Origin of the sequence: Marinobacter nanhaiticus D15-8W (assembly GCF_036511935.1) — a bacterium.
Lineage (GTDB): Bacteria > Pseudomonadota > Gammaproteobacteria > Pseudomonadales > Oleiphilaceae > Marinobacter_A > Marinobacter_A nanhaiticus.
In genome coordinates, this window is sequence record NZ_AP028878.1 from 4508272 (window position 1) to 4534085 (window position 25814).

Sequence of the window (25814 nt, forward strand, 5' to 3'; positions counted from 1 at the left end):
AAATCCGACGACCCACTCAAATGGGTCGTAGAATTCACAAAGGTCTTCAAAAACTGGCCGTAGCCGTCACGGTGCTACCTGCGCTCTGCCCGGCCAGCGTATTGTTCCCGCCGCCCTGCCAGACCTGCTGCTGGCTGGGATCGCTCTCACTCCGCTTAAGGCACTTCCATTCGATTCCCGTCTGCGGCGGGACTTCGACCGAACCGGTCCAGGTCGGATAGCTGTCGGCAGATAGCAGGATCGCCGAGGCGGGGTCCCAGTTGCCCAGTTCGCCAAGACTGCCGGTCACGTAGACGCTCTGCCCCATCACCGTAGTGCCGTTCTGACATTCGAAGTTCACCGTGACCTGCCTGGCGGGATCTTCACCCGTGCCTCCGTCACCGCCGCTGCCATCGCAGGGCGCACCGACGTGCAGCGCAGCCGCGTCCATGGCGGGTACGTTGAGGCTTACCTGGCCGCCAGACACGGTGGCACATGAACCGTCACCGGCCACATTCTCGTATCTGCCGTCCGGCAGGCTGGTGGTGAAGTTGCGATTCAGCGCATTACCTTCCCGGTTGATCACCACGAACCCGCGGTCGCCGCGCCCAAAGGCTATCTGGTCGTTGCCATTGTCCCACCAGTGGGTGACGCCGGTGCCTTCGGTCTCGTTGCGGAAAGCGACCATATTGGCAATGGCGGACCAGCGGTGTTCGCAGATCCAGGCGCCACCACACTGGGCTTCGCCGCCCTGGTAGACCGGCGTAGAAGGCGGACCCTGATCGCCGCCGGAGAAGGCGTAGCTGGACATGACCTTGGGATAACCATAGGGCCACGCCAGCATGAAGACATTGGCCAGGTTGTAGAGAGCCCCGTCCTTGTAGGTCAACACGTTGCTGCCGCCGGCACCGTGGCCACGCTGGTTATCGTGGTTGTCCGTAAACACCACGGCACTGTCTCCACCCATGAAGCCCCAACCTTCGCCGAAGTTGTTCAGGTAGCTCAGTTGCTGGTTCTTGAACACGTCGCCGATCGAAGCGCTGTAACGGAATTCGGTGACATCCGCCTGGCCAGTGTATTCCGACGCGCTGACCGCCTCGCCGCCCAGGTCGATCACCTCCTGGAAGGTATACAAGTTTCCGTTCAAGCGACCGAGAATGCCGGCGATGTCCCCCGGGGACATGTGCTTCGCAGCATCGACGCGTATGCCTTTCACCCCCAGGTTGACCATGTTGTTGATGTAGTCGGCGATGGTTTGCTGAACGTAGTTGTCGGCGGTATTCAGGTCTGGCAGTCCGACCAGTTGGCAGTTGCGTACCCGCCAGGCATCACCCGCATAGTCGCCACTGTTGATATCGCAGGCACCGTGAAAATCCTGGCCGCTGTAGATAGGATAAGCGCGACTGCCGGCGTCGTAGCCGGAGCCCGCCGTACCAGTCCCGGAACCGGCTGCCATATGATTGATCACCGCATCGGCGTAGACATCAACGCCCACCGCATTACAGCGAGACACCATGTTGGCGAAGTCGGCAGCGTTGCCGCTGCGGCTGACTAGCTGATAGCTGACCGGCTGGTAACGGGTCCACCACTGGCTCCCCTGGATATGCTCCTGGGGCGGCGAGACCTGGACCGCGCTGAAACCCTTAGGGCCCAGGAAGTTTTCGCATTCTTCGGCCACATCATTCCAGGACCACTCGAACAGATGTACGAAGGCGCCCGCCTGGGCCTGGGAAGCCGGGCCGAGCAGTAGGAGGGAGGCAGCCGCCAGCGGCAGCCCCTGTTTCAGTGCTTTCATTGTTAGCTCCTTGTAGGCCTCCTCTTGAGACCTTTCTTGTATTTTTTTGGGAGCATCCAACCGCAGGATTCCTCGAATGTGATCACCCGATGAATCTGGATGTCCACGGTCAAGGTGCGCTGAACAGGGATTAACCAACAACCTCCATCATTTGGTTAAAAGGGGCGTAGCAAGGGGGCGTGGCGACTAACGCGACAGACCATCACGTATTGTCGTGCTCGAACCGGGAAGGATATCGCTGGGAGACGAAACGTAAACAGCCCGCAACACGATTCGTGCAACGGGCTGCAGCAGCAACTACGCCTCGCGGGGGCGCAGCTTGTCGAGCTGGAGTGTGGACAGGGTCCGGGAGCGAACCTGGTTGAGCAGCTCGGCATCTTCGACCAGGGACTGTCCGTAAGACGGCACCAGCTCGCGCATGCGCGCCTGCCACTCCTGCGACTTGATGCGCTCGGGGAAGCAGCGCTCGATGACATTGATCATCGCACCGACGGCGGTAGAGGCCCCCGGCGATGCGCCCAGCAGCGCCGCCAGGGAACCATCCTTGGCCGCTACGATCTCGGTGCCGAACTCCAGCTTGCCGCGACCATCAGCGGATTTCTTGATGATCTGGACCCGCTGGCCCGCTTCTCGCAGATGCCAGTTTTCAGCTTTGGCATCGGTGAAGAAGTTGCGCAGGGCCTCCATACGATCCTCATGGGACTGGAACGCTTCCTTGATCAGGTAGCGGGTCAGGTCCATGTTGCTCTTGCCCACCTGCATCATGGGGACGATGTTGCCACCCTTCACCGAGGAAAACAGGTCCATGATGGACCCCTGCTTGAGGAACTTGGTGGTAAAGCCGGCGAAGGGACCGAACAGCAGGGCCGGCTCGCCGTTAATGATGCGCGTATCCAGGTGGGGTACGGACATCGGCGGCGCGCCGATCGGCGCCTTGCCATAAACCTTGGAGTAGTGCTTCTTGATGACTTCCGGGTTCTGGCATACCAGCCATTGGCCGCTGACCGGGAACCCGCCATAGCCTCGGGCCTCGTCGATCTCAGACTTCTGCAGCAGCGGCAGAGCAGCGCCACCGGCACCGATAAACACGAAACCCGCCTCGATCTTCTTGGTTTCGCCGGTACTCTCGTCACGCAGGCGCACTTTCCAGCGACCATTGTCACGCTTGGCCAGGCGCTTCACGGAATGGCTCAGCAACAGATCGAAGTTGGGCTGGGTGTCCAGCCATTTGACCATGTTGCGCGTCAGCGCACCGAAATCCACATCGGAACCGTGGTCCACGCGCGTTGCCGCAACCGCCTGCATGGGATCACGGTTCTGCATGATCAGCGGCATCCACTCCTTAAGCGTCTCAGGCTCATCCGTGAAGCGCATTTCCTTGAACAGGTGATGCTTGCTCAGCAGTTCATGGCGCTTGCGCAGGTACGCGACGTTGTCGTCGCCCCAGACGAAGCTCTGATGTGGCGTGGGGTTGATGAACTTGGTCGGCTCCGGCAGGATGCCCTGCTCGACCAGGTAGGACCAGAATTGCAGCGAAATCTCAAACGCCGCGTTGATATTCAGGGCCCGGTCGATCTGAATGCTGCCGTCTTCGGTTTCCGGGGTGTAGTTCAGCTCACAGTAGCCGGCATGGCCGGTACCCGCATTGTTCCAACCGTCTGTGCTCTCATGGGCCACGTGATCGAGACGCTCTACCATGACGATGTCCAGCGACGGATCAAGCTGCCTGAACATCATGCCGAGGGTGGCGCTCATGACGCCACCGCCGACCAGCACGACATCTGCCTGTCTTGCAGTCATTGGCTTGTTACCTTAAATCCGGTGATCAAAACGGAGTTCAGGGAATCCCCGCCCCAATTGCAATTCGATTACCGCGTCTGTCGATAAACCGCGATGATTATGGGACTTATCCAGGGATTCCTCGGCTGGGGCCCGATTATCCGGTTTTTTGACGCAATATGAAATTATCTAGAGCAACCGGTACGGCATTCGCGTGATCGAGGCAATGAATCCTGTAGCCCCAATACAGGTGCGAGAGTACACTTCTTGGCTGTTTTTCTGCCTCCCGTTTCCTATTCGTAACAGCCTTTGAGTGGTTTGTCCCTTATGCATTGGTTGGATGTTGTCCTGATCAGTTTTGCCGTACTGGCCTTGCTGGGCGTTATCTTCGAGGAAGTGACCCATATCAACAAGGCGAAGGTCACCCTCTTCTTCGGCACCCTGTCCTGGTTACTGCTGTTCATCTCCAGCGGATCATCGACTGAAACCGAAGCCGTCTCCCGGGGCCTGGCGGAGAGTATTTCCGAAATTGCCGGCCTCTGGCTGTTCCTGGTCGCCGCGATGACCTTCGTCGCCTACCTGAACAAGAAGGGCATGATCGAGAACCTGATCTACCTGATCATGCCCAAGCGCATCAAGGAGAACCACCTGCTCCTGCTGACCGGGCTGTTCTGTTTCATTTTCTCATCCCTGGCGGACAATATCACAGCCACCCTGGTCTCCTGCGCACTGATACTGTCTTTACATCTGGACCGGAAAAAACAGATCAGGTTCATTACGCTGGTGGTGTTTGCCGTAAACTCCGGCGGGGTCGCGCTGATCACCGGCGACGTTACCACCCTGATGATCTTCCTGGCGGACAAGGTGGAAATCCTCACCCTGTTGGCCCTGTCCGTTCCCGCGGCGTGCGGCGTATTCCTGTTGGCACTGCTGCTGTCCCGCGGCATGCAGGGCGAAGTCGAGCTGGTGCACGACCGCAACGAAGTGCGCGGTGTGGATATCGCCATTGCCGGCCTGTTCCTGCTCACCATTGTGTCCACCATCGTCTGCAACGTGCTGTTCCAGGTCCCGCCGGTATTGATGTTCCTGTTCGGCCTGTCGGTGATGTTCCTGATTTCCCGGTTCTATAGTCACGATTCCGACCTGGACCCGATCCTCGAATACATCCGCACAATCGAGTTCGAGACCCTGCTGTTCTTCCTCGGAATTCTGCTGATTGTCGGTATGTTGAAGGAAATCCAGGCCCTTGGCAGTTTCGTTGCCATTTACGAAGTCCTGCCGCCACTAGTCGCCAACTACCTAATGGGGATGTTCTCGGCGATCATCGACAACGTTCCGCTGACCGCAGCGCTTCTCAAAGCCGGCATAGAGATGTCGCCAGGCGAGTGGCTGGGATTGACCTATGCGGTGGGTGTAGGCGGCTCCTTGCTGGTCATCGGTTCAGCCGCCGGAATCGTCGCCATGAGCAAGATCCCCGGCCTCACCTTCGCCAGCTATCTGCGCTACAGCCTCTGGTTGCTGGTGGCCTATACCGTGGGCTACGCAGGAGTTTACGTGCTGGGGCTGTTCATCTAGAGAGCGCCCTGGCACATATAGCGCCTACGGCCTTCCGATATGGCGCCAGCCCAGCGTACGCTCTATGCGCTGGCGCGCTTACCTTGATTGGCCTGGAGGGATTCATACCTCGAGAGAGTTTGACGAACGGACAAGTCGAGGCCGTGGCCCACTCTGACGGCAAAGCCTCTGGCAACGTCAATAAAGTCACCTGAAGGGTCGAAATAGCCTCTAGTCAGAATAACCTCGAACGTGCAGCAAAAAGGCAGGACAAGCGTCGCCAGGCGAAGCCAACTGAAAAAAGCACCTTCCCTGGTGCGCGTTCACGTCCTGTGGGCGATTGGCGAGTAGCCACAATGCAGTCGTATCTACCACGATGTAGCGACAGGTTAATCCGGCGGCGTGACAGAATTGTGACAACGAATATCGCTCGACTTGCTTCGCATCACGCTATATAGCGCGGCATACTGTCCGGAAAGCATGTCAGCGGAGGCACATATGGAATTGTTACTGCTGGGCGCCACAGGCGCCGTAGGACGCGAGGTGCTGGACCTGGCGCTGGCCGATCCGGCGGTGACGCGGATCACCGCCCCCACCCGGCAGGCCTTGAGCCCCCAAGACAAACTGCATAACCCGATAATCGACTTCGATAAGGGCCTGCCCGATGCGGACTGGTGGCATGCCGATGCCCTCATCAGCTGCCTGGGCACGACGATTGGCAAGGCCAAGACCCGTGCAGCCTTCCGCGGCATCGATCACGACCTGGTCCTGTCGTGCGCCAACCTTGCTAAGTCCCAGGGCACATCGGCGATGGTGCTGAATTCCTCCCTGGGCGCCAACCCGAAGAGCCGGAATTTCTACTTGCGCACCAAGGGAGACCTCGAAGAATCATTGAAGCAGTTGGGGTTCGAGCGGCTGGTGCTGGTGCGCCCTTCACTGATCGACGCCCAGCGTGAGGAAAGCCGCCTGGCCGAGCAGGTGAGTCTCTTTGCCGGCCGCTTGATGCGCCCGCTCATCCCGGCGCGCTATCGGCCGGTGACGGCAAGGCGCATCGCCAGTTGCCTGCTACAGGCCAGCCAGGGGGACGCCGGCCTGACGATTATCGAATCGGAAAAGATCTGACGCCCCCCTGACAATACTCAAGCTGCGTTTGGCTCGAACACCATCGCAACGGAGTTCAGACAGTAACGCTGGCCAGTGGGCGGCGGACCATCCGGAAAGACATGGCCCAGATGACTGTCACAACGGGGGCAGCGGATCTCGGTGCGGGCCATCCCCATACTGTTGTCTTCCAGGTAGCGGATATGGTCCGGATCGAAGGGCGAGAAGAAACTCGGCCAACCGGTGCCGGAATCGAACTTATGCTCGGAACTGAACAGCGGCAGTTCACACAACCGGCAGTGGTAGACACCGCTCTGTTTGTTATCCAGCAGCGTGCCGCAGAACGGCTGCTCGGTGCCGTGATCCAAAAGGATGCGACGCTCCTCTTCGCTCAGGCCGGCGGCCCGTTTGTCGATTTCCGCCTTGGATAGCGGGGTCAGATCGTAACCCGCTTCAGATGTGGACATTGCTGACTCTCCTCAAGCAAATCTGTCGATGACGGACCCGGGCTCATGCCTGGTCGTCGTTGAATTCGGGTTTCAGCCGGTCGCCGAAACTGTCCCGCAGTTTCTCCATCTTGGGTGCCGCAACCGCCATCACATAAGGCTGATGTGGATTGCGCGCCGCAAAGTTCTGGTGGTATTCCTCAGCCGGATAGAAGGCATCCAGCGGTTCCAGGGTGGTCACCACCGGGTCGCCGAAGACCCCGGATTCGTTCAGTTTCTGGATATAGGCTTCCGCCACCTGACGCTGCTGCTCGTTCTCGTAGAAGATCGCCGAGCGGTACTGGGTGCCGCGGTCGTTGCCCTGCCGGTTGAGCTGGGTCGGATCGTGGGCAACCGAGAAGAAGATACGCAGTAGTTCGCCGAAGCTGGCCTTGGTCGGGTCGTAACGCACCTCGATCACCTCGGCATGGCCGGTGGTTCCGCTGCAGACGGCCTCGTAATTGGCGGTGTCCGCCGAACCGCCGGCGTAACCGGACGTCACTGAACCGACGCCATCAACGGCCAGGTAGACGGCCTCGGTGCACCAGAAGCAGCCGCCGCCCAAAACGACCCGCTGTTCACCGGCATCGGCCGGTACGTCGAGGTCGTTGTCCGGTGCCGGAAAACGGCTGCGGGGCACATTCATGCCGGGTATATCGCAGGACTGGCTCATGCTACCTCCACTATGAGTAGGCTTTCAGGGTTGCCGCCTTTGCGTTGGATTCCAGGTTTGATATCTGCAGAATTCTCAAATGAACCCGAAAACCATGAATTTCAAGACTGTGAACAGACCGTCATGAGACGTGTTAATGTCTCGCGGGTCGCTCATTTTCGCCCTAATGACCCTGATTTACCAATACGGCTTCCACATGGATCAATTTGCCGACGCCAAGCATCCACATTTACTGCTGCGCGGCACAGGCTCATACTTGAGCGGATACTTTTCGACGTCACGGTTCCGGTAGCCACCGGAGTCAAAGCAAGGAGCGGAGGATGACGCAGGTAGCCCCTGAACCGCAACATGACGACGAACTCCTCGAATACCGCCTGTCCCTGAGACTGGGGCCCATTCACGCGCGTCAGCGACTGGGCATCGAGCGCGAATTCGAAGGCCGCCTGATCGATCGAGAAGGCCACTTCTGCCATATCGAAAAATGGCATTCGATTCACGGAATCATCCGCGGCGGTCTACGCATGATGGGGCTGCTTGGACGGGCGCGGAACAACGCCCGCCGTATCCGCACCGTACCTCACCGATTCATCCTCCAGAACCTGCCGGAAGAGCTGGAGGGGTTTCGCATCCTGCACCTGACCGACCTCCACGTGGATATGGATCCGGAGGCGCTGAATGCCATCATCGATCACGTGGCCACGCTGGACTATGACCTGTGCGTGCTCACTGGCGATTACCGCAAGCTCACCTGGGGCCCGATCGAGGCCAGCCTCGAAGGCATGCGCCGCCTTCGGAACGTGATCACGGGAACGCCGCTCGCAGTGTTGGGCAACCACGACAGCATTCGTATGCTGCCCGGTCTGGAGGATATGGGCTATAAGGTGCTGGTCAACGAGAACACTGCAATCAATCACAACGGCACGAAGCTTTACGTGGCTGGTGTCGATGATGGGCATTTCTACAAGGTCCACAACCTGCAGCGGGCGGCTGAAGGGATCGAGCCCGGCCATCCGTCGGTACTATTGAGCCATACGCCGGAGCTCTATCTCCAGGCGGCCCATACCGGTTACGACATTTTCCTTTGCGGCCACACCCACGGCGGTCAGATCTGCCTGCCGGGTGGCATTCCCATCCTGCTGGATGCCGATTGTCCGCGCTTCGTCGGCAAAGGGCCCTGGCAGCATATGGATATGCAGGGCTACACCTCTTGCGGCGCGGGGACGTCGGTGGTTCAGGCGCGGCTGAACTGCCCGCCCGAGGTAAATATGCATACGTTGACGCGCGGGCCGACTTAGGTGCTCCGACGCTGCCAGGGAGTCGCCATCAGCAGCCTTCCAGGCTGCTCCGAAGCTAAAGCGTCGGCTACATTTTCCCAGTCAACTCGAGCGTGTAGCAGAAGCTTCAGCTTCTGAGGCGCCGAAGGTGCCCTAACCTCCGGGAGCAGGCCTCAACCTCAAGCCTAACCACTGCAGCCTTGCAGGCTGCCCCGAAGCTAAAGCGCCGGCTACATTCCCCAGTCAACTCGAGCATGTAGCAGAAGCTTCAGCTTCTGAGGCGCCGAAGGTGCCCTAACCTCCGGGAGCAGGCCTCAATCTCAAGCCCAACCACTGCAGCCTTGCAGGCTGCCCCGAAGCTAAAGCGTCGGCTACATTTCCCAATTCAACTCGAGCATGTAGCAGATGCTTCAGCTTCTGAGGCGCCGAAGGTGCCCAAGGCATTCCGCGGAAACTCAGTGCGGCTGCCGCCGAATCCCCAACCGGTATAGCAACGGCGAAAGCACGATATTCGCGATCATGAACGACACTACGGTCACCACGACCACAACCCACCCGTAGCCAATCCAGAAGGCTCCGAAAAGCACCGGCAGGAATGCTTCCGGCAACTGGTCGAGGCCCGTGGCCCGAGCGCTGGAACGCATATGTCGGCGACGCTTGATGAAGCTGCTGATCAGGTCTCCCAGTAAGCCGAGCGCACCAAAAAGGGCGCCGAACAAGGCGCCCATGCCCATCAATGCGCTACATAACGCGGTCGCCGCCACACCAACGATCAGACCACGCCACGTTTTGCTGTCACCTAGCAATCGCTCCCCATCTCGCCAGATGCGACCGCCATCCACCGGTTTATTGCCACGATGCCCCAAGAGCACCCGGCCCAGCACGGGCGAACCATGGGCCGCGAGTAACAGGACTAGGAGCTCGAGGATCAGCACGGCGATCTGCTCAGCTTTCCAGGCCTCCCCGGGTTAGCTTGAGTGGATCAAGGATCTTCTCCAGTTGGGCGCGGGATAGATCCGTCCGCTCCTCCGCCACGTCGATGATCGATCGACCGCTGGCGTAGGCTTCCTTGGCAATCTCCGCGGCACGGCTGTAGCCAATCTCAGGATTCAGGGCGGTGACCAACACCGGGTTCTTGTCCACCGCATCGGAGAGGTGCTGGGCGTTAACGGTGAATCCGGCGATCGCCTTGTCCGCCAGTACGCGGCTGCTGTTGCTCAACAGGCTGATCATTTCCACCAGATTGGCGCCCACCAGCGGCAGCATCACGTTGAGCTGGAAGTTGCCGGATTGACCGGCAATGGCCACGGCGCTGTCCAACCCCATCACCTGGGCCGCCACCATGGCCGTGGATTCGGGGATGACCGGGTTCACCTTGCCCGGCATGATCGAACTGCCCGGCTGCAGAGCCGGCAGGCTAATCTCCGCCAGGCCGTGGATCGGGCCGCTGTTCATCCAGCGCAGGTCGTTGGCGATCTTCATCAGGATTACGGCTACACCGCGCAACTGCCCCGATAGACTCACCGGGCCATCGATCGCACTCTGACCCACGAACTTGTGATCCATGGATTTGAAGAAAAAGCCGGTCTTGTCATTGAGCGCCGTGACAAAGCGGTCGGCAAAGTGCGAGTGGGCGTTTACACCCGTTCCCACCGCCGTGCCGCCCTGGGGGATCGCCAGTAGCTGCTCGCTGGCCCATTCGATCCGCTTCTCCATCGCCGCCAGTTGTTCGCGCCACGTCTGCAATTCCTGGCCAACTGTTACCGGCATGGCGTCCATCAGGTGGGTACGGCCGGTCTTCACGATCTCTGCCAGCTCGCCTTCCCGTTCGTAGATGGTGCCCTGGAGGTGGGATAACGCTGGCAGCAAATCGGTCTGGATCAGGCTTACCGCGCTGACGTGGATGGCTGTAGGGATCACATCGTTGGAGCTTTGACTCATGTTGACGTGATCGTTGGGATTGACCTCAACTCCATTGGACCGGGCGATACTGGCAATCACCTCGTTCACGTTCATATTGGTACTGGTACCGGAGCCGGTCTGGTAGATGTCGATGGGGAACTGGTCGCGGTGCTCGCCCCAGAGCAAGTCGTCGCAAGCCTTGATGATGGCATCGCGATGCCCGTCTTCCAGCAAACCCAGCTTTGAATTTGCCAGGGCCGCCGCCCGTTTGATCTGGACCACCGCGTCGATAAACGCCGACGGCATGGGGAGCCCGCTGACCGGGAAATTGTCGACGGCGCGCTGGGTCTGGGCGCCCCAGAGAGCGTTTTCCGGTACTTTCACTTCGCCCAGACTGTCCTTCTCGACCCGATAATCACTCATCTCAACCTCCTATCCTTGAAGCGCCGCCGGCCTGGGTGCTCTCGCCCAAAACCGATAGATGGAAATGCATCCAAGCCCGGACGCAGGAACCAATAGCTAGCTCGACTAAACCTGGCCCTAACCCGACCTGTCTCAAACTAACGAGCGGGATACTGAGGTGGATCAGTCCCGATACCGATAGCCGTCGCGCGCGGGCGGATCGAATCTTCCACGCACACCAAGGCTTAGTCCGAGTGCTGTTTGAGTCTTACATGATCACAGATCCCCGTCACCTGCGAAAAGTTCAGGATCAGGGTGTGAACCGTGTTGGTGTAGGTGTCGTGGAGGAAGAACTTGAAGCGCTTCTGCGACTCGCCCTGGAGATAGGCATCGTACTCCTTGACCAGTTCACGCACATCGCCCCCGGAATCCTTGTTCCAGGTGGCATTGAACGGGCCCAGCACGGCCCCGCCGCTCAGACAGACCGTCACCTCGTGGTTGGTCAGTGCATTCTCATTGGCTTGCATGGATGCAGCCCCCTTGGGTTGTGGATGTGCAGATCAGGAACGACCCGGTGGGACCGATCCGTTTCCATCCAGTGTAGACGGGGCTGGGTGGTCTCGTCAGGCCGGAAGTTTGCTTGGGAGAAGTGGGGCCGCTTTCGGTCTTCCAAGGCCTTGGCGAGCGCCCACATCAAGCGGTTCGCGCGGCTCATCCCCGAAGAACAGCACCCTCAGGAAACCGCCGTCCCCAATAAACTCGTCAACAACGCTCGCAACCGGTTCGGCTTCACCGGCTTATTGAGTACGGGAAAATACTGAGTCTTCAGAAAACGCCGACAGGCATCGCTGCGATCGGCGGTAATGATTGCGGCAGGAATGTCCTCACCCAGCGACCGGCGCAGACCGTAGATGACCTCGCACCCTGTTCGGCCGTCATTCAGGTGATAGTCCGCGAGGATAGCTTCCGGCAACTGGCCGCTCGCTTTCACCTCGGCCAGCGCCTCGTCCGCGCCCTCCGCGGTCATCACCTCGCACCCCCACTGCTCGAGTAACGCGCGCATGCTGACCAGGATATCCGGCTCGTTGTCGATCACCAGCACCTGACGGCCATCCAGCGCATGGGCATCCATCGCAGGAAAGCGGGCGGGCGAAGGGCTGGCCATCTGGCGCGGCTGTTCCAAAGGCAGGACGATGGAAAATCGTGAGCCGACACCGGGCCGGGACTTGACCTCGATCCGGTGCCCCAGCATGCGTACCATGCGGTCGACGATAGCCAGACCCAGGCCCACACCCTTACGCCCGCCAGTATGGGGTGCGGCGAGCTGGTGGAACTCACGGAAGATATCCTCGAGTCGGTCATCGGGAATGCCGACGCCGCTATCCCAGACTTCCAGGTGCAGCAGGCCTTCGCGCACACGCACGTTGAGGAACACCCCGCCTTCACGGGTATAGCGGAACGCATTGGCCAGCAGGTTGCGCAGGATGCGCGTCATCATGCGGACGTCCGTGCGCACCTGGCCGCCCCGGGAACGCACTTTTAGCCTGAGGCCGGCGTGCTCCGCCACCGGTTCGAACTCCCCCGCCAGCCCCTGGATCAACTCATCGACAGCCACGTAGGTGAAATCCGGCTGGATCGCCTGCTGGTCGAGCTTGGAGATATCCAGCAAGTCCGCCAGCAGATCCTCTGCGCCTTCGAGCGCACGGTGGACCCGGTCGATCAAGTGATGTTCATCCGGGGGGAGTGCGCGGTCCTGCAGGGTGGACACCAGCAACCGCGCCGCATTCAACGGCTGCAGCAGGTCGTGACTGGCCGCGGCGAGATACTTGTCCTTACTGCGATTGGCCTCTTCCGCGGCGCGCATGGCGATCACCAGCTCCGCCTCGATCTTCTCCCGCTCGCCGATCTCTCGCCGCAGGCCATCGTTGGCTTTACGCAATTCCCGGGTACGCTCGTTGACCCGGGCTTCCAGCTCGACGTTGATGCGCTCCAACCGCTCCCGCGCCTGCTTACGTTCGGTAATGTCGGCCACGAAGGCCTCGACCACCTCCGGCCCCAGATCCGGCCGGCGCAGCAAGGTGATGGCCACATCGACCGCCCCTCCACCCTGTCGAATCAAACGAGTCTCCCGGGCCTGGACCCGCCCTTCGGACAACAGGCGCAACCGGATGTCGTCAAAGTCCTTCACGCTGCAGAACAGCTGCTCGCGCAGCCGGATGATGGCGTCGGTCAACGCGTCCGCCGACGCATAGCCGCAGATTCCAGCCATCGCCGGATTGCAGGAGAGTAGCCCGCCTCGCAGGTCCGCCTGGAAGATACCGTGCAGGGCGTTGTCGAACAGCCACTTGTAGCGGTTCTTCTCCGCCTCAATGTCTGCAAGCCGCTCCAGCAGTGCCGGGTAATAGTTCTTGCGGACGGAGTGGCTGCCCAGCCCGAGCAGGTCCTCGACGTTGTAATCGCCATTGGTTTGATCAGTCATGGCGGGGTTCGCCTGCGGCAGCTTTACAGGGCTTCTTCATAAACCACTTCAACATCCCGTAGGGACGATTTGCGCGGGTTGGTGAGGATGCAGGGGTCCTGCATCGCAAACCCGGACAGGGACGGAATGTCCGAGGTCCGCACGCCCAGTTCCCCCAGTTTCTGTTCCAGCCCCACGTTGCGCTTGAGTTCCCCGATTCGTCCCAGCAGGCGTGCCCGCACCGTCGATGTGCTCATGCCCCGTGTGTCGATACCCATGGTTTCGGCGATACGTTTGAAGCGGTCTTCGCAAGCGCTGTAGTTATAGGCCACCACATGGTCCAGCAGCATCGCGTTGCACAGCCCATGGGGCAGATCCAGGAACCCGCCCAGACTGTGGGACATGGCATGCACCGCCCCCAGGATCGCATTGGAGAACGCCAGCCCCGCCTGCATGGAGCCCAGCATGATCTGCTCGCGAAGGTTGGCGTCGTTGGGGTTGGCGATCAGCGGCTCCAGGTGGGTATTGATCAGCCTGACAGCTTCCAGCGCATGGGCATCGGTCAATGGGCCGCTGCCGGTGGAGACGAACGCCTCGATCGCATGCACCATGGCATCGACACCGGTACACGCCGTGAGGTAGGTATCCATGGTCTGGGTGACTTCGGGATCGATCAGCGAGACATCCGGCACCACCGCCTTTGAAATGATCGAGAATTTGAAGCGACGATTGGGGTCGGAAATGATTGCGAACTGGGAGACGTCCGCCGAGGTGCCCGCCGTCGTGGGGATCAGGATCAGCGGCGGCGAGGGAATCGTAATCGTGTCCACACCCTCGAATTCCAGGATGTTGCGCCCGTGTGCGCTGACGATGCCGATACCCTTGGCGCAATCCATCGGGCTGCCGCCGCCGATGGCCACGATCACATCGCAGTTCGAGGACTTGTAGAGTTCCGCGCCCTGCATCACCTCCTCGACCCGCGGATTCGCCGATACGCCTGTAAACGTGGTGTATTGCAGGCCGGCCTCGAGCAGCAGGGTCTCGATTTCCGCCACCCAGCCGGCAGCCTGTACGCCGGGGTCGGACACCAGCAGGACCTTGCGCGCCCCGAAGTTGCTGGCGAAGTTGGTCACCGCCTTGCGCGAACCGGCGCCAAAGACGATTTCCGGGGAGACGAACTTTCGCAGGTTGGTAACGTCGTGAGCCATGGTCATCTCGTTATTATTGTGGTGTTGGCCCCACGGACAGCAGACTCGGGGACATGGCGCTATTTTAGCGAATCAGGTAGACCGATGCCGCAACGATGACGTTAGTTTGCAATCGCCTGGCGTTGAGGTACGTGGTCAGGCCAGGCGTTCCCGGAAGAAACGCAGGGTATCCCGCAGCACGGCAGCCTGGTTCTCCGACCGGCGAAAACCATGGCCTTCCTCCGGAAAGCGCACCACCTCCACCGGCACGCCGCATCGCTCGAGCACATGGGCCATGCTGTCGGTCTGCTCCGGCACCACCACCGCATCCTGCCCTCCCTGGAAGAAGATCACCGGGCAGGTAATCCGGTCCGCCCAGAATAGCGGGGTGCGCTGTTGCCAGGTTTCCAGTTCCGCATCGGGGTCGCCCAGCAGCCAGTCGAGGTAGCCCGATTCGAAACGATGGGTCATGTGCCGCAGGGATTCAGGGTCGCTGACCCCGAACAGACTGGCCCCGGCGAGGAACACATCACTGTTGATCAGCGCGTTGAGCACCGTAAAGCCGCCAGCGCTGCGTCCCATCACGAATGCGCGTTTCCCATCCACGAGCCGTTCATCCGTCAGGCAGCGCACCGAATCGCAGACATCCTCCCAGTCGAATTTCCCCCATTGCCCCTGCAGGGACATGCGAAAGATCCGGCCGTACCCTGTGCTGCCCCGGTAATTTACGTCCGCCACCGCAAATCCATTGGAGGTCCAGAAGGCCACCTGCGGATCGAACACCGGGTACGCCGCCGAGGTAGGCCCACCATGGACTCGCACGATGACCGGGGGCAGCGTCCGGGCGCTCTCTGGCCGGTACAGGTAGCCATGGACAGACTGGTTATCCCGGGCGGTAAAGGTAAAGGGTTCCGGCGGTGCCATGCGCAGACAGGCCTCGGTCCTCTCGCCACCGGCCAACACCCGATGGGTGCCGGTATCCGGGTCGATCTGCAGGATGCTGTCGAGGCTCTCGGTGCGCCGGGCGATCACGTAGATTTTGCGGTCCATCACCTGAACCGAACGGAAGCCGGTGTAATCTCCCGCCAGCTTGCGCGAGAGCCTCCCGCCTTCATCCATGATCACCAGCGATGCCAGCCCACGGTAGTAGCACACCCGCACCCAGTATTCACAATCCAGCCAGGCATAGTGGATCTCGTCCAGCTGCCAGGGCGCGTTGGCGTAGTCGGCATTATCGCGTGACTGGGCGATCCAGCGCCCGAAATCATCCACCCGGTAGGGCTGCCACCAGCCGGCATGGTCTGACAAGGCATAGAGCTGATCGCCCACGTAGCGTGGTTGCTGGATCGCCGCGGGGGCCGGGGTCGAGCAGTCCTCCGTGGCGCTGATATCACCCCAATCGTCCACCACTGCGCGGCGCAGCCGGGTTCTTTCCCAGGGCATGGCGGGCAGTTCCCATTCGACCCAGGCCAACCACTGGCCGTCGGAGGACAGCGTCGGACACCCGAGGTTGACGGCTCCGCGGCGGGCACCGGCCAGTTCCAGCTCCTCCCCACTCTCGGCATCGATCGACACCAGCGTCTGCCCCACGCCATAGCCCTCGTCCAGGTGCTCGCAGATCGCGAGGATCCGGTCACGCACCGGATCGGCCACCAGCGCGCCGAAGCGGACTTCCTCCCGCTGTGTGAGCTGGCGCTGGGTGCCGTTATCCAGGTTCAGGACATAAATGTGCTGGTCGGTGCCGTCGACGAAGAAGACATCCGCACCGAGGGTACAAAACGCGCCTCCGCCGTAGCCGTTGACCTGACTGCGCACGCTGACGTCCGGTGACGTCAGCGCCTGGGTATCGCCGTTGCAGTAACGGATCAACTGGTTGTTACCCGTAGCGGGCTCGGTTTCCAGCCATAGCAGCTGGCCATCCGCAGCCCGGAGGTTGCCGCGCTGGGCGTGGGCCGCAATGGCCTCTTCCGGGGTCAGGGGCTGGGTGGGGGCGATAGGCTCGGCCATATCAGGCCTTGGCGATCACGCGCGAGTTCCTGGCATTGCGGTAAGTCAGATCGGCCAACGATGCAGTGGCATGATCTGCCGCACGACGGGCTGCCAGGACGCGATCGTGATGGTCGGACTTGCTGCATATCGGATCGGCGTTGTCGGCGTTGCCGGTGAGCAGGTATGCCTGACAGCGGCAGCCACCAAAATCCTTGTCCTTCTCATCACAGGAACGACAGGGCTCAGGCATCCAGGCATCGCCCCGGTAGTGATTGAATCCCGGACTGTCGTACCAGATGGACTTCAGGGACTGATTGCGGACGTTGGGAAATTCGATCGGCAACATACGCGCACTGTGGCACGGCAGGGCCGTGCCATCCGGCGCGACGGTGAGGAAGATGCTGCCCCAGCCGTTCATACAGGCCTTGGGGCGCTCCTCATAGTAATCCGGCGTCACGAAGATCAGCTTCATGGCCGACCCCGCTTCGTGCAGGCGCCGGCGGTGGGCCTGAACCCGGTCCTCGGCGGTGTCGAGCTGCGCCTTGGACGGCATCAGCCCTTCACGGTTCTTGAACGCCCAGCCGTAGTACTGGCAGGTGGCCAGTTCCACGTAGTCCGCCCCCAATTCCTCGCACAAACGGATGATGTCGTCCATCTGGTGGATGTTGTGCCGGTGGATAACGAAGTTAAGCACCATCGGATAACCGGCTTCCCGCACTGCGCGGGTCATTGCCAGTTTTTTCTCGAACGCCTTGCGCGACCCGGCCACCGCATTGTTCAGCTCGGGATCGGATGCCTGGAAACTGACCTGGATATGATCCAGCCCCGCCTCTCGGAACTGCTCGACTTTGGTTTCGGTGAGGCCGATGCCCGACGTAATCAGGTTGGTGTAGTAGCCCAGGCCGCGAGCCTCGGCGATCAACTCCGGCATATCCGGACGTACCAGCGGCTCACCGCCGGAAAAGCCCAACTGGGCCGCGCCCATTTCACGCGCCTGCCGCAGGACATTGATCCAGGCCTCGGTGTCGAGCTCCTGATCGGTATTGGCAAAGTCGAGGGGGTTCGAACAATAGGGACACTGCAGCGGACAACGGTATGTCAGTTCCGCCAGCAGCCAGAGGGGCGGTCCCGGTTGGGCCTTATTCGAGGCTGATCCAATGCTGGTCACGGGCTTCCTCCAGGAACTGGCAAATGTCGTCCGTAAGATCACCGGCTTCGGTGAAACGGGCTTCCAGGTTGCGGATGATCTGGCCCACAGTGGTCTCACCGTCCACCTCGCCGAGGATCGCCGCGGCGCTCGCGTTCAGCTTCACCATCCCTTCCGGATACAGCAGCACATGGGCTTCCTGCGCCGGCTCCCACTGGTAGCGAAAACCGGGACGCAGGCGCGGGATGCGGCTCATCATTGGCCGAGCCCCCGATGCCAGACCTGTTGATCGGTCACCGTGTGATACGGCGGCGTCCGGTGCATATAGGCCATCGTCAGGGCGTCGAGGATTGTCCATAAAATATCCAACTTGAATTGCAAAATGTCCAGCGCCCGTTGCTGTTGCTCCGGCGTGGTGAAGTGATCCAGGGTGATCGTCAGGCCATGCTCCACATCACGTCGGGCCTCGCCCAGGCGCTTGCGGAAGTAGCTATAGCCGGATTCCTCGATCCAGGGGTAGTGCTGCGGCCAGCTGTCCAGCCGGGATTGGTGGATCTCCGGGGCGAACAGCTCTGTCAGGGACGAGCAGGCCGCCTCCTGCCAACTCGCCCGGCGGGCAAAGTTGTAATAGGCGTCCACAGCAAATCGCACGCCGGGCAGCACGTGACGCTGGTCGATCACCTCGTCCCGGCTCAGACCCACGGCCTCGGCCAGGCTCAGCCAGGCTTCGATACCGCCGGGTTCTGTACCGTCGCCATCGTGGTCCAGCACCCGCTGCAGCCAGAGACGGCGCACTGCCGCATCAGGACAGTTGGCCATGATGGCCGCGTCCTTGCGGGGAATATTGACCTGGTAGTAGTAGCGATTGGCCACCCAGCCCTGGATCTGCTCGCGGGTGCATTCCCCGGCATACATCGCCTTATGGTAGGGATGATGGATGTGATAGTAGCGCCCCTTGTCCCGTAGTGCCTGTTCGAAGGAAGCGCGGTCAAGGGCCGGGTTCGGCGCGTTCATTCGTCACCTCCACCCAAATCCAGGTGCATACCGTCGTAGGCCACTTCGATGTTGTGGATCTTGAGGACGGCACGCTCCATCGAATCCTCGTCGAGGATCGGGTTGGTATTGTTGATGTGGATCAGGACCTTGCGGCTGGCCGGCATCGTATCGAGCAATTCGATCATGCCCCCCGGGCCATATTGCGCGAGGTGCCCCATCTCCTGACCGGTCTTGGTGCCCACTTCCTGGCGCTGCATCTCGTCGTCCTCCCAGACGGTGCCATCCACCAGCAGCACATCCGCATTGCGCATCCAGGCCTTCAGCCGGTCGTCTGGCTGCCCGAGCCCCGGTGCGTAGAGCACACGGGTGCCGGTGCGGGTATCTTCGATAAACAGGCCAACGTTGTCGCCTGGGATGGTCTTACCCCGGCGCGGGGAATAAGGCGGCGCGTTGGAATGCAGCGGAATCGCGGTCAGCTTCAGGGACGGCGCGGCGGGAATCCAGAACGATTCACTGTCCGCTGCCGGTATTTCCTTCCAGTTCAGCCCGCCATTCCAGTGCTTGAGCATGGGGAACAGCGGAAAGCCGGTGGACAGGTCCTCGTGCACCTGTGCCGTGCACCAGACATCGAGTGGACAGCCCTCGCGCAGGGTCAGCAGTCCGGTGGTATGGTCGATCTGGCTGTCCATCAGCAGGACCGCCTCAATGCCAGTGTCGCGCACGTGGCGGGCCGGTTGCAGCGGGGCGAAGTCCGCCAGCTGGGCGCGGATATCCGGTGATGCGTTACAAATGATCCAACGCTCGCCATCTTCGCTGATGGCGATCGAGGATTGGGTTCGGGGCGTCGCGTTCAGCGTACCCTTACGCAAGCCGTCGCAGTTGCGACAGTTGCAGTTCCACTGTGGGAAGCCCCCGCCGGCTGCCGAGCCGAGGACATGAATCTGCATGGGGTTCTCCTGAAAAAGCCTCTGGATAGGACCAGAACAACGCTATCGGGTCCCATTCAGAGGCTCTCAAAGTCAACGGCCGGCAAGATGCCGGCCGTCACGTACAACTCAGCGGTTGGCGAAGTACATGGTGACTTCGAAGCCGATCCGCATATCTTCGTAGGCTGGCTTGGTCCACATAACCCTTACCTCTTGTCTTGCATCGGTGAATGGAAACCACACTTTGATACTAGAGGGAGCCAAACGGTATCCATATGGTACTTTGGAACAAATTTCGTTCCTGTTCCACCCTCCTTAGTGGCATTACGACGGGATTAGTTCACCGGTTCGGTACCTCACCGGTAACTCCCAGACTAACCCGAATATACGTCTTGGCGATGCGGGTAGACACAACCCAGGTCAATTAACGGTGACGATTCGCGGTTCCGCAAAGGGATGCCATTCGCGCAACAAGACTGATGCCGCTCGGCAAGCCTCACCGGCATCCTACGCTCTGGGCATTGAGATTCCCGCGTAGGATGCTGGTGAGCAAAGCGAACCGCATCGCTAACCCGAGGCCACCTCCACCCCAAAAATACGCTAGAACCGAGCGATCCAACGGCCACCGTCTGCAAGGGAATCAAGCTCCACCCGTATTCGACCTTTGTCTGAGTTGCACATTTTGCGACCAGCTCCTACCCTGACTTAGTATGATGTATGACAACATACAGCATATGACCTGACTTCTATGTATATCGTGTTAGCGATGCCGTGGAAGCCTTGAAAAACAAGAAACTGAACAAGGATGACCAGTGAACTTTACTCAAAGCGACGTAATCAAAGCCGTCGGCGATGGCCTGCTGTCCTTTCCGGTTACCGACTTCGACGCCAACGGCAGCTTCGATAGCCAGAGCTATCGTCGGCGCCTCGAATGGTTCATCAGTCACGACATCTCTGCCGTATTCGTGGCCGGTGGAACCGGCGAATTCTTCAACCTGACCCTCGACGAGTATCGCGAGGTTGTTTCAGTCGCTGTGGAGACTGTCGGCGGCAAGGTGCCGGTGATCGCCAGCGCCGGCCTGAGCGTGCGGGCCGGGCAGGCCTTCGCCAAGGCTGCCGAAGAAGCCGGAGCAGACGGCATCCTGCTGATGCCACCCTACCTGACCGATTGTCCCCAGGACGGCCTGGTGGACTATGCCCGGCAGATCTGCGACTCGACATCGATCAGCGTGATCTACTACAACCGCGGCAACGGCGTACTTGAAGCCGGAGCCGTGGAGCAACTCGCCGACGCCTGCCCTAACCTGATTGGCCTGAAGGATGGCAAGGGCGATATCCAGCTACTCAACAAGATCGTCAAGACGGTCGGCGACCGCCTGACCTATATCGGCGGTGTCCCCACTGCGGAAATCTTTGCCGAAGCGTATCTGTCGATCGGCGTCAACACTTACTCCTCAGCGGTTTTCAACTTCATACCGGAGACGGCGGTCAAGTTCTATCGAGCGCTACGCGCCGGCGATAGCGAGACCGTTAAAGCGATAACCAACGAGTTCTTCATTCCCTTCGTCAACCTGCGTGACACCCGAAAGGGCTATGCGGTCAGCCTTATCAAAGCGGGGGCCGAGCTGATCGGACACCCGGCGGGTGCGGTAAGGGCGCCGCTCCAGATGCCCACTACCGGCGAGGTAGAACAACTCAAGGTGCTTATCGGCAAAACCCAGGCTCTTTGATGTGAGAGACGCCAGCGCCAGGTCCGGGTGCTGATTCAGTCAGTCAAATCAAACGTCCCTGAGAATCAAAAGTCTTTAAATAAAAAGGCGGTTATAAAAACGCTTCCAACACGGCCAAAAACAAATAACCAACTCGTAAGAGGCGAACAATGAATTTCAAAAAAACAATCCTGACACTCTTTTGCGTGGCCACGCTCGCGGCCAACGTCGCTTACGCCGACTTCCCCAGTCGCGACGTCCGCCTCATCGTTCCAGCGGCCGCGGGCGGGGGTACCGACGCGATCGTGCGCAAAATCTCGAATATTGCCGAGGAGTCCCTGCCAGTCTCGATGTATGTGGAAAACGTTGAAGGTGGCATGACGGCGACGGGCCTGCTCCAACTCATGAAAGCCCGTCCGGACGGGCAAACCATTGCAGCCATCACCTATGACAGCATCATAACGATTCCGTGGAAGGGCATGCTGCCAGGTTTCAATATGGAAAAAATGCGCATGATCGCTCGCATCACCCGTGAAGCCGACGCCATCACCGTCTCGGAAAGCGCCCCCTATCAAACCCTGGGCGACCTGATCGCCGCCGCAAAGGAAAAGCCCAACAGTATCCGTATCGGTATCCAGAACATGGGGGCCAGGACGCACCTCACACTGCTACAGCTCCAGGAACAGACGGGCGCCAAGTTCAAGATCGTCTCCTACGACAACAGCGCAGCTTCACAAAAGGAAGCTCTGCTCAATGGTGAAGTCGACGCCGTCGTTACCAGTCTTGGTGACCTGGCACCGCTGATTGAGTCCGGCCAGGCCCGCGGCCTGGTGGAGTTCTCCGACACCCAGAACGAAGGCTTCCCCGACGTCCCGCCAGTGACCGACACCGATACCGGCCTCGATCTGCAAATGGGCAGCTTTATCGTCATGGTTGCCCCGGCACGTACACCGGACGACATCATCGAGAAGCTGGAAACGACCTACCACAAAGCCTACGAGAGCGACGAGTTCCAGCAGTGGCTGAAGCAGATCGGCGTCACGCCGGCCTGGCTAGGTACCGACGAAGTGACGCAGTGGGCGAATGACACCCAACAGCGGCTTTTCGGAACCATGGATGCTCTGGTCGAAAAAGGCGTGCTGAAAAAATAAAGCGTTAGCCGCGTTCACGTGGTCATTGCGATTGCGCCATTAAAAGCCGTATGGCGCAACGCTTCTCAAACGGGTTTTCATATGTCTACCAAACGCTTTGCTTTAGACGGCGAGTTTTATGTGCCGGCAGTGCTGGCCATCATCACGGTTGTCTACCTGATTTCCGCGATCCAGCTCGGCCCGCCTATGAAAGATGGCAACATGACCGAGTCGTTCTTTCCGATACTAACGTCGGTCGTCATGTTAATCGCCCTTGTATGCGCGATGGTTCAAGCGCTGGGCCGTATATCTAGCAACGGTAGCGATGAGGAGGCAACAGCTGAGGCATCCCGGACAAGCAAAAGATACGCAGGCATTTCGCTTGGGGCGATTGGCGTTGTCCTGTTAACAACCGGGTATTTATTGGCTTTTGATTTAATTGGCTATTTTGTTTCTACGTTCTTTTATGTGCTGCTGTTACACGGCTTATTTAGCGGCAGTATAAAGAAAAATTGGCTAATGAAATTGGTTGCCACCCTTCTTATAACCGCCGCCGGATATCTGTTATTTGAAGTCTTCTTCCAGGTACGCCTGCCCACGTTTTGGAGCCAATGATGATGGACTCGATTTATGGGCTGCTCGGCGGCTTTGCGGCCCTCGCTAATCCAGAAACCCTGCTATATATGGTGGGCGGATTCCTGATCGGTACTTTCTTTGGAGCGGTTCCAGGGCTCACTTCGGTCCTCGCAATCGCCCTATTGCTACCTCTCACTTACAGTCTCGATGTCACCACGGCCCTGGTTGCCTGCGCCAGCATTTTCATGGCCGGTATGTGCAGCGGCAGTATTACGGCGACAACCATCAATATTCCGGGAGCGCCTTCTTCCATGATGACCGCCATGGAAGGCTATCCGATGCAGCAACGTGGCGAAGGTGCCAAGGCACTCGGTCACGCTGCGTTGGGATCGATGATCGGCGGTGCAGTAGGTGCCCTGCTGTTGATGATCATATCTCCTTTGGCCGCGGACGTTGCCCTGTTGATACGCACCCCGGGCAAATTTTCACTGATCGCCTTTGCACTCATTGTCATCATTATTTCCCAGCGTGGATCGGTCACCAAAGGCATGATTGCCACGCTCTTGGGGGTTATGGTCGCCACGATCGGCATTGACGTGGTGCAGCCCATAGCTCGTTTCACGTTTGAAACCAGCGTGCTGATCCAGGGCATCGACATGATGCCGCTGATCATTGGCACCTTCGCCATTAGTGAGTTGCTGATCCAGGCCGACAGCCGAAGTACTCGAACTGTGGATCCCAGCGAGGTGCAAGGCGCCAGGGTGAAGAGGCGCGACTTCATCCCGCCGCTTTCCGAAGTTCGCGAGATCGGCATCCTGCGTTACCTGAAAAGCGCGCTTATCGGCTACTCGGTCGGTATTTTGCCCGGGGCCGGAGGCTCGATGGCAGCCTTCGTATCCTACGCAGAATCGATGCGCTCCTCGAAGACGCCAGAGCGCTATGGCAAAGGCCACCCGGAAGGCATTGCGGCCGCTGAGTGCGCCAACAACTCCATGTGTGGCGGTGCATTCGTTCCGATGCTGACGTTTGGCATCCCCGGCGATCCAACGACCGCCATCGTGCTCGGCGTACTCATCATCAACGGCCTCCAGCCCGGCCCACAGTTCATGACCCAGCAACTCGACATGATTGCGCCGATGTTCGCCTCGCTATTCATCAGCGCTTTGATCCTGATCCCGCTGACGCTCTATCTGCTCGGACCGTACTTCCTGAAGATCGTATCGATTCGCCGGGACGTGCTCTATTCGAGCATTGCCGTGGTCGCCCTCGTGGGCAGCTACGTCGCCACCTACTCTACTTTCCAGATGGGACTGGCGCTTGTATTCGGTGTGCTGGCCTATTTCCTGCGCAAGCAGAAGTATCCCACCGTCTGCCTACTGCTCGGCTTCGTGCTCGGCCCCAGCCTGGAGGAGTACTGCCGTCGTTCGCTATCGATAAACGATGGTAATCCACTGATTTTCCTGACAAGCCCGGACAGTCTGTTCTTTATCATACTGACCGGTGTTTTCTTCTACTTCATGGTCATTCGCAAACCGAGAAATGGAGGTCTTGGCGCTTCGCCGGCTTGAGCAACCGAGCCAGAACGCATCGGTCGGCCCTTGAGAGATCGTTGCGTTCCAACCCGAGAGACTGATTGATACTGCCACCTACAAACACAACACAAGAGACTCAACGGGAGCCATATCATGCAAACAAGAAAGCGCTTTTCTGTCACCGGTTGTCTGAAAATCACTGCGATGGCGGGCGCACTGACCGCCGCCGCCCTGCCGGTCCAGGCTGACCAATGGCGTGGTTGGAACATTCACCCGCCGGGGTACCCCAATAGCGAAGCCCTGGAAAGCTTCGCAGAGGAAGTGGCCGAGAAGACCGACGGCCGTGTCGAGCCCAAGGTCTATCACAATGCGGTACTTGGGGATCAGCCGGACGCCATCGAACAGACCCGCAGCGGCGCCCTGGACTTCGCCAACTTCAACATGGGCCCGATGGGACCGATCGTCCCGGCCACCAACGTATTGTCGCTGCCCTTCATCTTCAACAGCGTCGATGACATGTACACGATCATGGACGGCGAGATCGGCGACCGCTTTGCCGATGCCCTGGCAGAGGAAGGCCTTATCGCATTGTCCTGGTTCGGTTCCGGCGCGCGCAGCCTTTACAACACCGACCATCCGGTCAAGACACCCGCTGATGTCCAGGGCATCAAGGTGCGGGTGATGAACAACGACCTGTACGTGGAGATGATCGACAACCTGGGCGGCAATGCGACGCCCATGTCCTACGGCGAAGTCTACCAATCGCTGAAGACCGGCGTCATCGATGGTGCGGAGAACAACTACCCGTCCTATGAGACCAGCGGCCACTACGAAGTCGCCAAATACTACTCCCTGACCGAGCACCTGATCCTGCCGGAGTGCCTGTGTATCGCCAAGTCCAGCTGGGAAGAACTCAGTGAGGAAGACCAGAAGGCCGTTCGCACAGCCGCCGAAAATGCCGCTGAGACGCAGCGCCAACTCTGGGAAGAACGCGTCCAGAAAAGCAAGCAGACCGTGCTCGACGCCGGCGCAAAGATCAACGACGTGAATGACAAGGCGGCCTTCCAGGAAAAGATGCAGCCGATCTACGACGACTTCGTCAAGCAGCATCCTGAACTGGAGTCGTTCGTGACGGACATCCAGGCCGCTCAATAACCTTGTCAATCGATGAGCGCGCCCGGATCGGCATGGCCCGGGGTGCTCTTGAGAGGATCAGCTAC

General features: G+C 59.8%; 23 protein-coding genes. 8 read left to right on the top strand and 15 right to left on the bottom strand.

The annotated features are described in order from the left end of the window. Positions 1-46: 46 nt before the first annotated feature. On the bottom strand, positions 47-1774 hold the full coding sequence (locus RE428_RS20185; RefSeq protein ID WP_004580369.1) for a carbohydrate-binding module family 20 domain-containing protein: 1728 nt from the start codon (positions 1772-1774) through the stop codon (positions 47-49). A 297-nt stretch (positions 1775-2071) separates the two neighbouring features. Further along, positions 2072-3574, bottom strand: coding sequence for a malate dehydrogenase (quinone) (gene mqo / locus RE428_RS20190; protein ID WP_004580368.1), 1503 nt, complete (start codon positions 3572-3574; stop codon positions 2072-2074). A 306-nt stretch (positions 3575-3880) separates the two neighbouring features. Between mqo and nhaD the strand changes: the two genes are divergently transcribed. Further along, a complete protein-coding gene (gene nhaD, locus RE428_RS20195; protein ID WP_004580367.1) occupies positions 3881-5128 on the top strand; it encodes a sodium:proton antiporter NhaD in 1248 nt (415 codons plus the stop codon). Positions 5129-5605: 477 nt separating this feature from the next. Further along, positions 5606-6229 (top strand): Rossmann-fold NAD(P)-binding domain-containing protein, encoded by a 624-nt coding sequence (locus RE428_RS20200; protein ID WP_004580366.1) that lies wholly within the window; start codon positions 5606-5608, stop codon positions 6227-6229. A 17-nt stretch (positions 6230-6246) separates the two neighbouring features. Here RE428_RS20200 and msrB read toward each other — a convergent pair whose 3' ends face one another. Continuing rightward, positions 6247-6675 (bottom strand): peptide-methionine (R)-S-oxide reductase MsrB, encoded by a 429-nt coding sequence (gene msrB, locus RE428_RS20205; protein WP_004580365.1) that lies wholly within the window; start codon positions 6673-6675, stop codon positions 6247-6249. 43 nt (positions 6676-6718) lie between these two features. Then, positions 6719-7366, bottom strand: coding sequence for a peptide-methionine (S)-S-oxide reductase MsrA (gene msrA, locus RE428_RS20210; RefSeq protein ID WP_004580364.1), 648 nt, complete (start codon positions 7364-7366; stop codon positions 6719-6721). A gap of 320 nt (positions 7367-7686) precedes the next feature. On the opposite strand from msrA, the gene RE428_RS20215 reads away from it, so the two are divergent. Then, positions 7687-8661 (top strand): metallophosphoesterase, encoded by a 975-nt coding sequence (locus RE428_RS20215; RefSeq protein WP_004580363.1) that lies wholly within the window; start codon positions 7687-7689, stop codon positions 8659-8661. A 434-nt stretch (positions 8662-9095) separates the two neighbouring features. On the opposite strand, the gene RE428_RS20220 is transcribed toward RE428_RS20215, so the two are convergent. The 11 genes from RE428_RS20220 to pqqA all read right to left on the bottom strand — a co-directional run bounded on the left by RE428_RS20220 (position 9096) and on the right by pqqA (position 19848). Next, positions 9096-9575: a CDP-archaeol synthase gene (locus tag RE428_RS20220; protein WP_004580362.1), complete on the bottom strand. Its 480-nt coding sequence runs from the start codon at positions 9573-9575 to the stop codon at positions 9096-9098. Positions 9576-9585: 10 nt separating this feature from the next. After that, a complete protein-coding gene (locus RE428_RS20225; RefSeq protein WP_004580361.1) occupies positions 9586-10965 on the bottom strand; it encodes a class II fumarate hydratase in 1380 nt (459 codons plus the stop codon). 224 nt (positions 10966-11189) lie between these two features. Then, positions 11190-11471 carry a hypothetical protein gene (locus RE428_RS20230; RefSeq protein ID WP_004580360.1) on the bottom strand — a complete coding sequence of 94 codons (282 nt, stop codon included), beginning with the start codon at positions 11469-11471 and terminating at the stop codon, positions 11190-11192. A 206-nt stretch (positions 11472-11677) separates the two neighbouring features. Further along, complete coding sequence (locus RE428_RS20235) at positions 11678-13423, bottom strand: PAS domain-containing hybrid sensor histidine kinase/response regulator (protein ID WP_004580359.1); 1746 nt, start codon at positions 13421-13423, stop codon at positions 11678-11680. A 23-nt stretch (positions 13424-13446) separates the two neighbouring features. Then, positions 13447-14610, bottom strand: a complete 1164-nt coding sequence (ercA, locus tag RE428_RS20240; RefSeq protein WP_004580358.1) for an alcohol dehydrogenase-like regulatory protein ErcA — start codon at positions 14608-14610, stop codon at positions 13447-13449. A 135-nt stretch (positions 14611-14745) separates the two neighbouring features. Then, positions 14746-16596, bottom strand: coding sequence for an alpha/beta hydrolase family protein (locus tag RE428_RS20245; RefSeq protein WP_004580357.1), 1851 nt, complete (start codon positions 16594-16596; stop codon positions 14746-14748). 1 nt (position 16597) lies between these two features. Continuing rightward, on the bottom strand, positions 16598-17746 hold the full coding sequence (gene pqqE, locus RE428_RS20250; protein WP_004580356.1) for a pyrroloquinoline quinone biosynthesis protein PqqE: 1149 nt from the start codon (positions 17744-17746) through the stop codon (positions 16598-16600). Continuing rightward, on the bottom strand, positions 17718-17984 hold the full coding sequence (gene pqqD / locus RE428_RS20255) for a pyrroloquinoline quinone biosynthesis peptide chaperone PqqD (protein WP_004580355.1): 267 nt from the start codon (positions 17982-17984) through the stop codon (positions 17718-17720). The genes pqqE and pqqD overlap by 29 nt, the downstream gene beginning before the upstream one ends. After that, positions 17981-18739, bottom strand: a complete 759-nt coding sequence (pqqC, locus tag RE428_RS20260) for a pyrroloquinoline-quinone synthase PqqC (RefSeq protein ID WP_004580354.1) — start codon at positions 18737-18739, stop codon at positions 17981-17983. The genes pqqD and pqqC overlap by 4 nt, the downstream gene beginning before the upstream one ends. After that, positions 18736-19668: a pyrroloquinoline quinone biosynthesis protein PqqB gene (gene pqqB / locus RE428_RS20265; protein WP_004580353.1), complete on the bottom strand. Its 933-nt coding sequence runs from the start codon at positions 19666-19668 to the stop codon at positions 18736-18738. Before pqqB ends, pqqC begins: the two co-directional genes overlap by 4 nt. 108 nt (positions 19669-19776) lie before the next feature. Next, positions 19777-19848: a pyrroloquinoline quinone precursor peptide PqqA gene (gene pqqA / locus RE428_RS20270; protein ID WP_004580352.1), complete on the bottom strand. Its 72-nt coding sequence runs from the start codon at positions 19846-19848 to the stop codon at positions 19777-19779. Between the two features lie 611 nt (positions 19849-20459). On the opposite strand from pqqA, the gene kdgD reads away from it, so the two are divergent. The 5 genes from kdgD to RE428_RS20295 all read left to right on the top strand — a co-directional run bounded on the left by kdgD (position 20460) and on the right by RE428_RS20295 (position 25749). Then, entirely contained in the window at positions 20460-21377 is a 918-nt protein-coding gene (gene kdgD, locus RE428_RS20275) for a 5-dehydro-4-deoxyglucarate dehydratase (protein WP_004580351.1), read from the top strand. Between the two features lie 149 nt (positions 21378-21526). Then, positions 21527-22507, top strand: coding sequence for a Bug family tripartite tricarboxylate transporter substrate binding protein (locus RE428_RS20280; protein WP_004580350.1), 981 nt, complete (start codon positions 21527-21529; stop codon positions 22505-22507). Positions 22508-22525: 18 nt separating this feature from the next. Beyond that, a complete protein-coding gene (locus RE428_RS20285) occupies positions 22526-23101 on the top strand; it encodes a tripartite tricarboxylate transporter TctB family protein (RefSeq protein WP_154660741.1) in 576 nt (191 codons plus the stop codon). Next, positions 23101-24630 (top strand): tripartite tricarboxylate transporter permease, encoded by a 1530-nt coding sequence (locus RE428_RS20290; RefSeq protein ID WP_004580348.1) that lies wholly within the window; start codon positions 23101-23103, stop codon positions 24628-24630. The genes RE428_RS20285 and RE428_RS20290 overlap by 1 nt, the downstream gene beginning before the upstream one ends. A gap of 117 nt (positions 24631-24747) precedes the next feature. Continuing rightward, positions 24748-25749, top strand: a complete 1002-nt coding sequence (locus RE428_RS20295; protein WP_004580347.1) for a TRAP transporter substrate-binding protein — start codon at positions 24748-24750, stop codon at positions 25747-25749. Positions 25750-25814: the final 65 nt, after the last annotated feature.

What these genes read in the sequence shown, in the direction of transcription:
- msrB (WP_004580365.1), bottom strand. Translation starts at nt 6,675, where the DNA reads ATGTCCACATCTGAAGCGGGTTACGATCTGACCCCGCTATCCAAGGCG.
- RE428_RS20215 (WP_004580363.1), top strand. Translation starts at nt 7,687, where the DNA reads ATGACGCAGGTAGCCCCTGAACCGCAACATGACGACGAACTCCTCGAA.
- ercA (WP_004580358.1), bottom strand. Translation starts at nt 14,610, where the DNA reads ATGGCTCACGACGTTACCAACCTGCGAAAGTTCGTCTCCCCGGAAATC.
- RE428_RS20225 (WP_004580361.1), bottom strand. Translation starts at nt 10,965, where the DNA reads ATGAGTGATTATCGGGTCGAGAAGGACAGTCTGGGCGAAGTGAAAGTA.
- mqo (WP_004580368.1), bottom strand. Translation starts at nt 3,574, where the DNA reads ATGACTGCAAGACAGGCAGATGTCGTGCTGGTCGGCGGTGGCGTCATG.
- RE428_RS20230 (WP_004580360.1), bottom strand. Translation starts at nt 11,471, where the DNA reads ATGCAAGCCAATGAGAATGCACTGACCAACCACGAGGTGACGGTCTGT.
- RE428_RS20280 (WP_004580350.1), top strand. Translation starts at nt 21,527, where the DNA reads ATGAATTTCAAAAAAACAATCCTGACACTCTTTTGCGTGGCCACGCTC.
- RE428_RS20245 (WP_004580357.1), bottom strand. Translation starts at nt 16,596, where the DNA reads ATGGCCGAGCCTATCGCCCCCACCCAGCCCCTGACCCCGGAAGAGGCC.
- pqqC (WP_004580354.1), bottom strand. Translation starts at nt 18,739, where the DNA reads ATGAACGCGCCGAACCCGGCCCTTGACCGCGCTTCCTTCGAACAGGCA.
- RE428_RS20200 (WP_004580366.1), top strand. Translation starts at nt 5,606, where the DNA reads ATGGAATTGTTACTGCTGGGCGCCACAGGCGCCGTAGGACGCGAGGTG.
- RE428_RS20295 (WP_004580347.1), top strand. Translation starts at nt 24,748, where the DNA reads ATGCAAACAAGAAAGCGCTTTTCTGTCACCGGTTGTCTGAAAATCACT.
- nhaD (WP_004580367.1), top strand. Translation starts at nt 3,881, where the DNA reads ATGCATTGGTTGGATGTTGTCCTGATCAGTTTTGCCGTACTGGCCTTG.
- msrA (WP_004580364.1), bottom strand. Translation starts at nt 7,366, where the DNA reads ATGAGCCAGTCCTGCGATATACCCGGCATGAATGTGCCCCGCAGCCGT.
- pqqB (WP_004580353.1), bottom strand. Translation starts at nt 19,668, where the DNA reads ATGCAGATTCATGTCCTCGGCTCGGCAGCCGGCGGGGGCTTCCCACAG.
- RE428_RS20235 (WP_004580359.1), bottom strand. Translation starts at nt 13,423, where the DNA reads ATGACTGATCAAACCAATGGCGATTACAACGTCGAGGACCTGCTCGGG.
- pqqD (WP_004580355.1), bottom strand. Translation starts at nt 17,984, where the DNA reads ATGATGAGCCGCATCCCGCGCCTGCGTCCCGGTTTTCGCTACCAGTGG.
- RE428_RS20185 (WP_004580369.1), bottom strand. Translation starts at nt 1,774, where the DNA reads ATGAAAGCACTGAAACAGGGGCTGCCGCTGGCGGCTGCCTCCCTCCTA.
- RE428_RS20290 (WP_004580348.1), top strand. Translation starts at nt 23,101, where the DNA reads ATGATGGACTCGATTTATGGGCTGCTCGGCGGCTTTGCGGCCCTCGCT.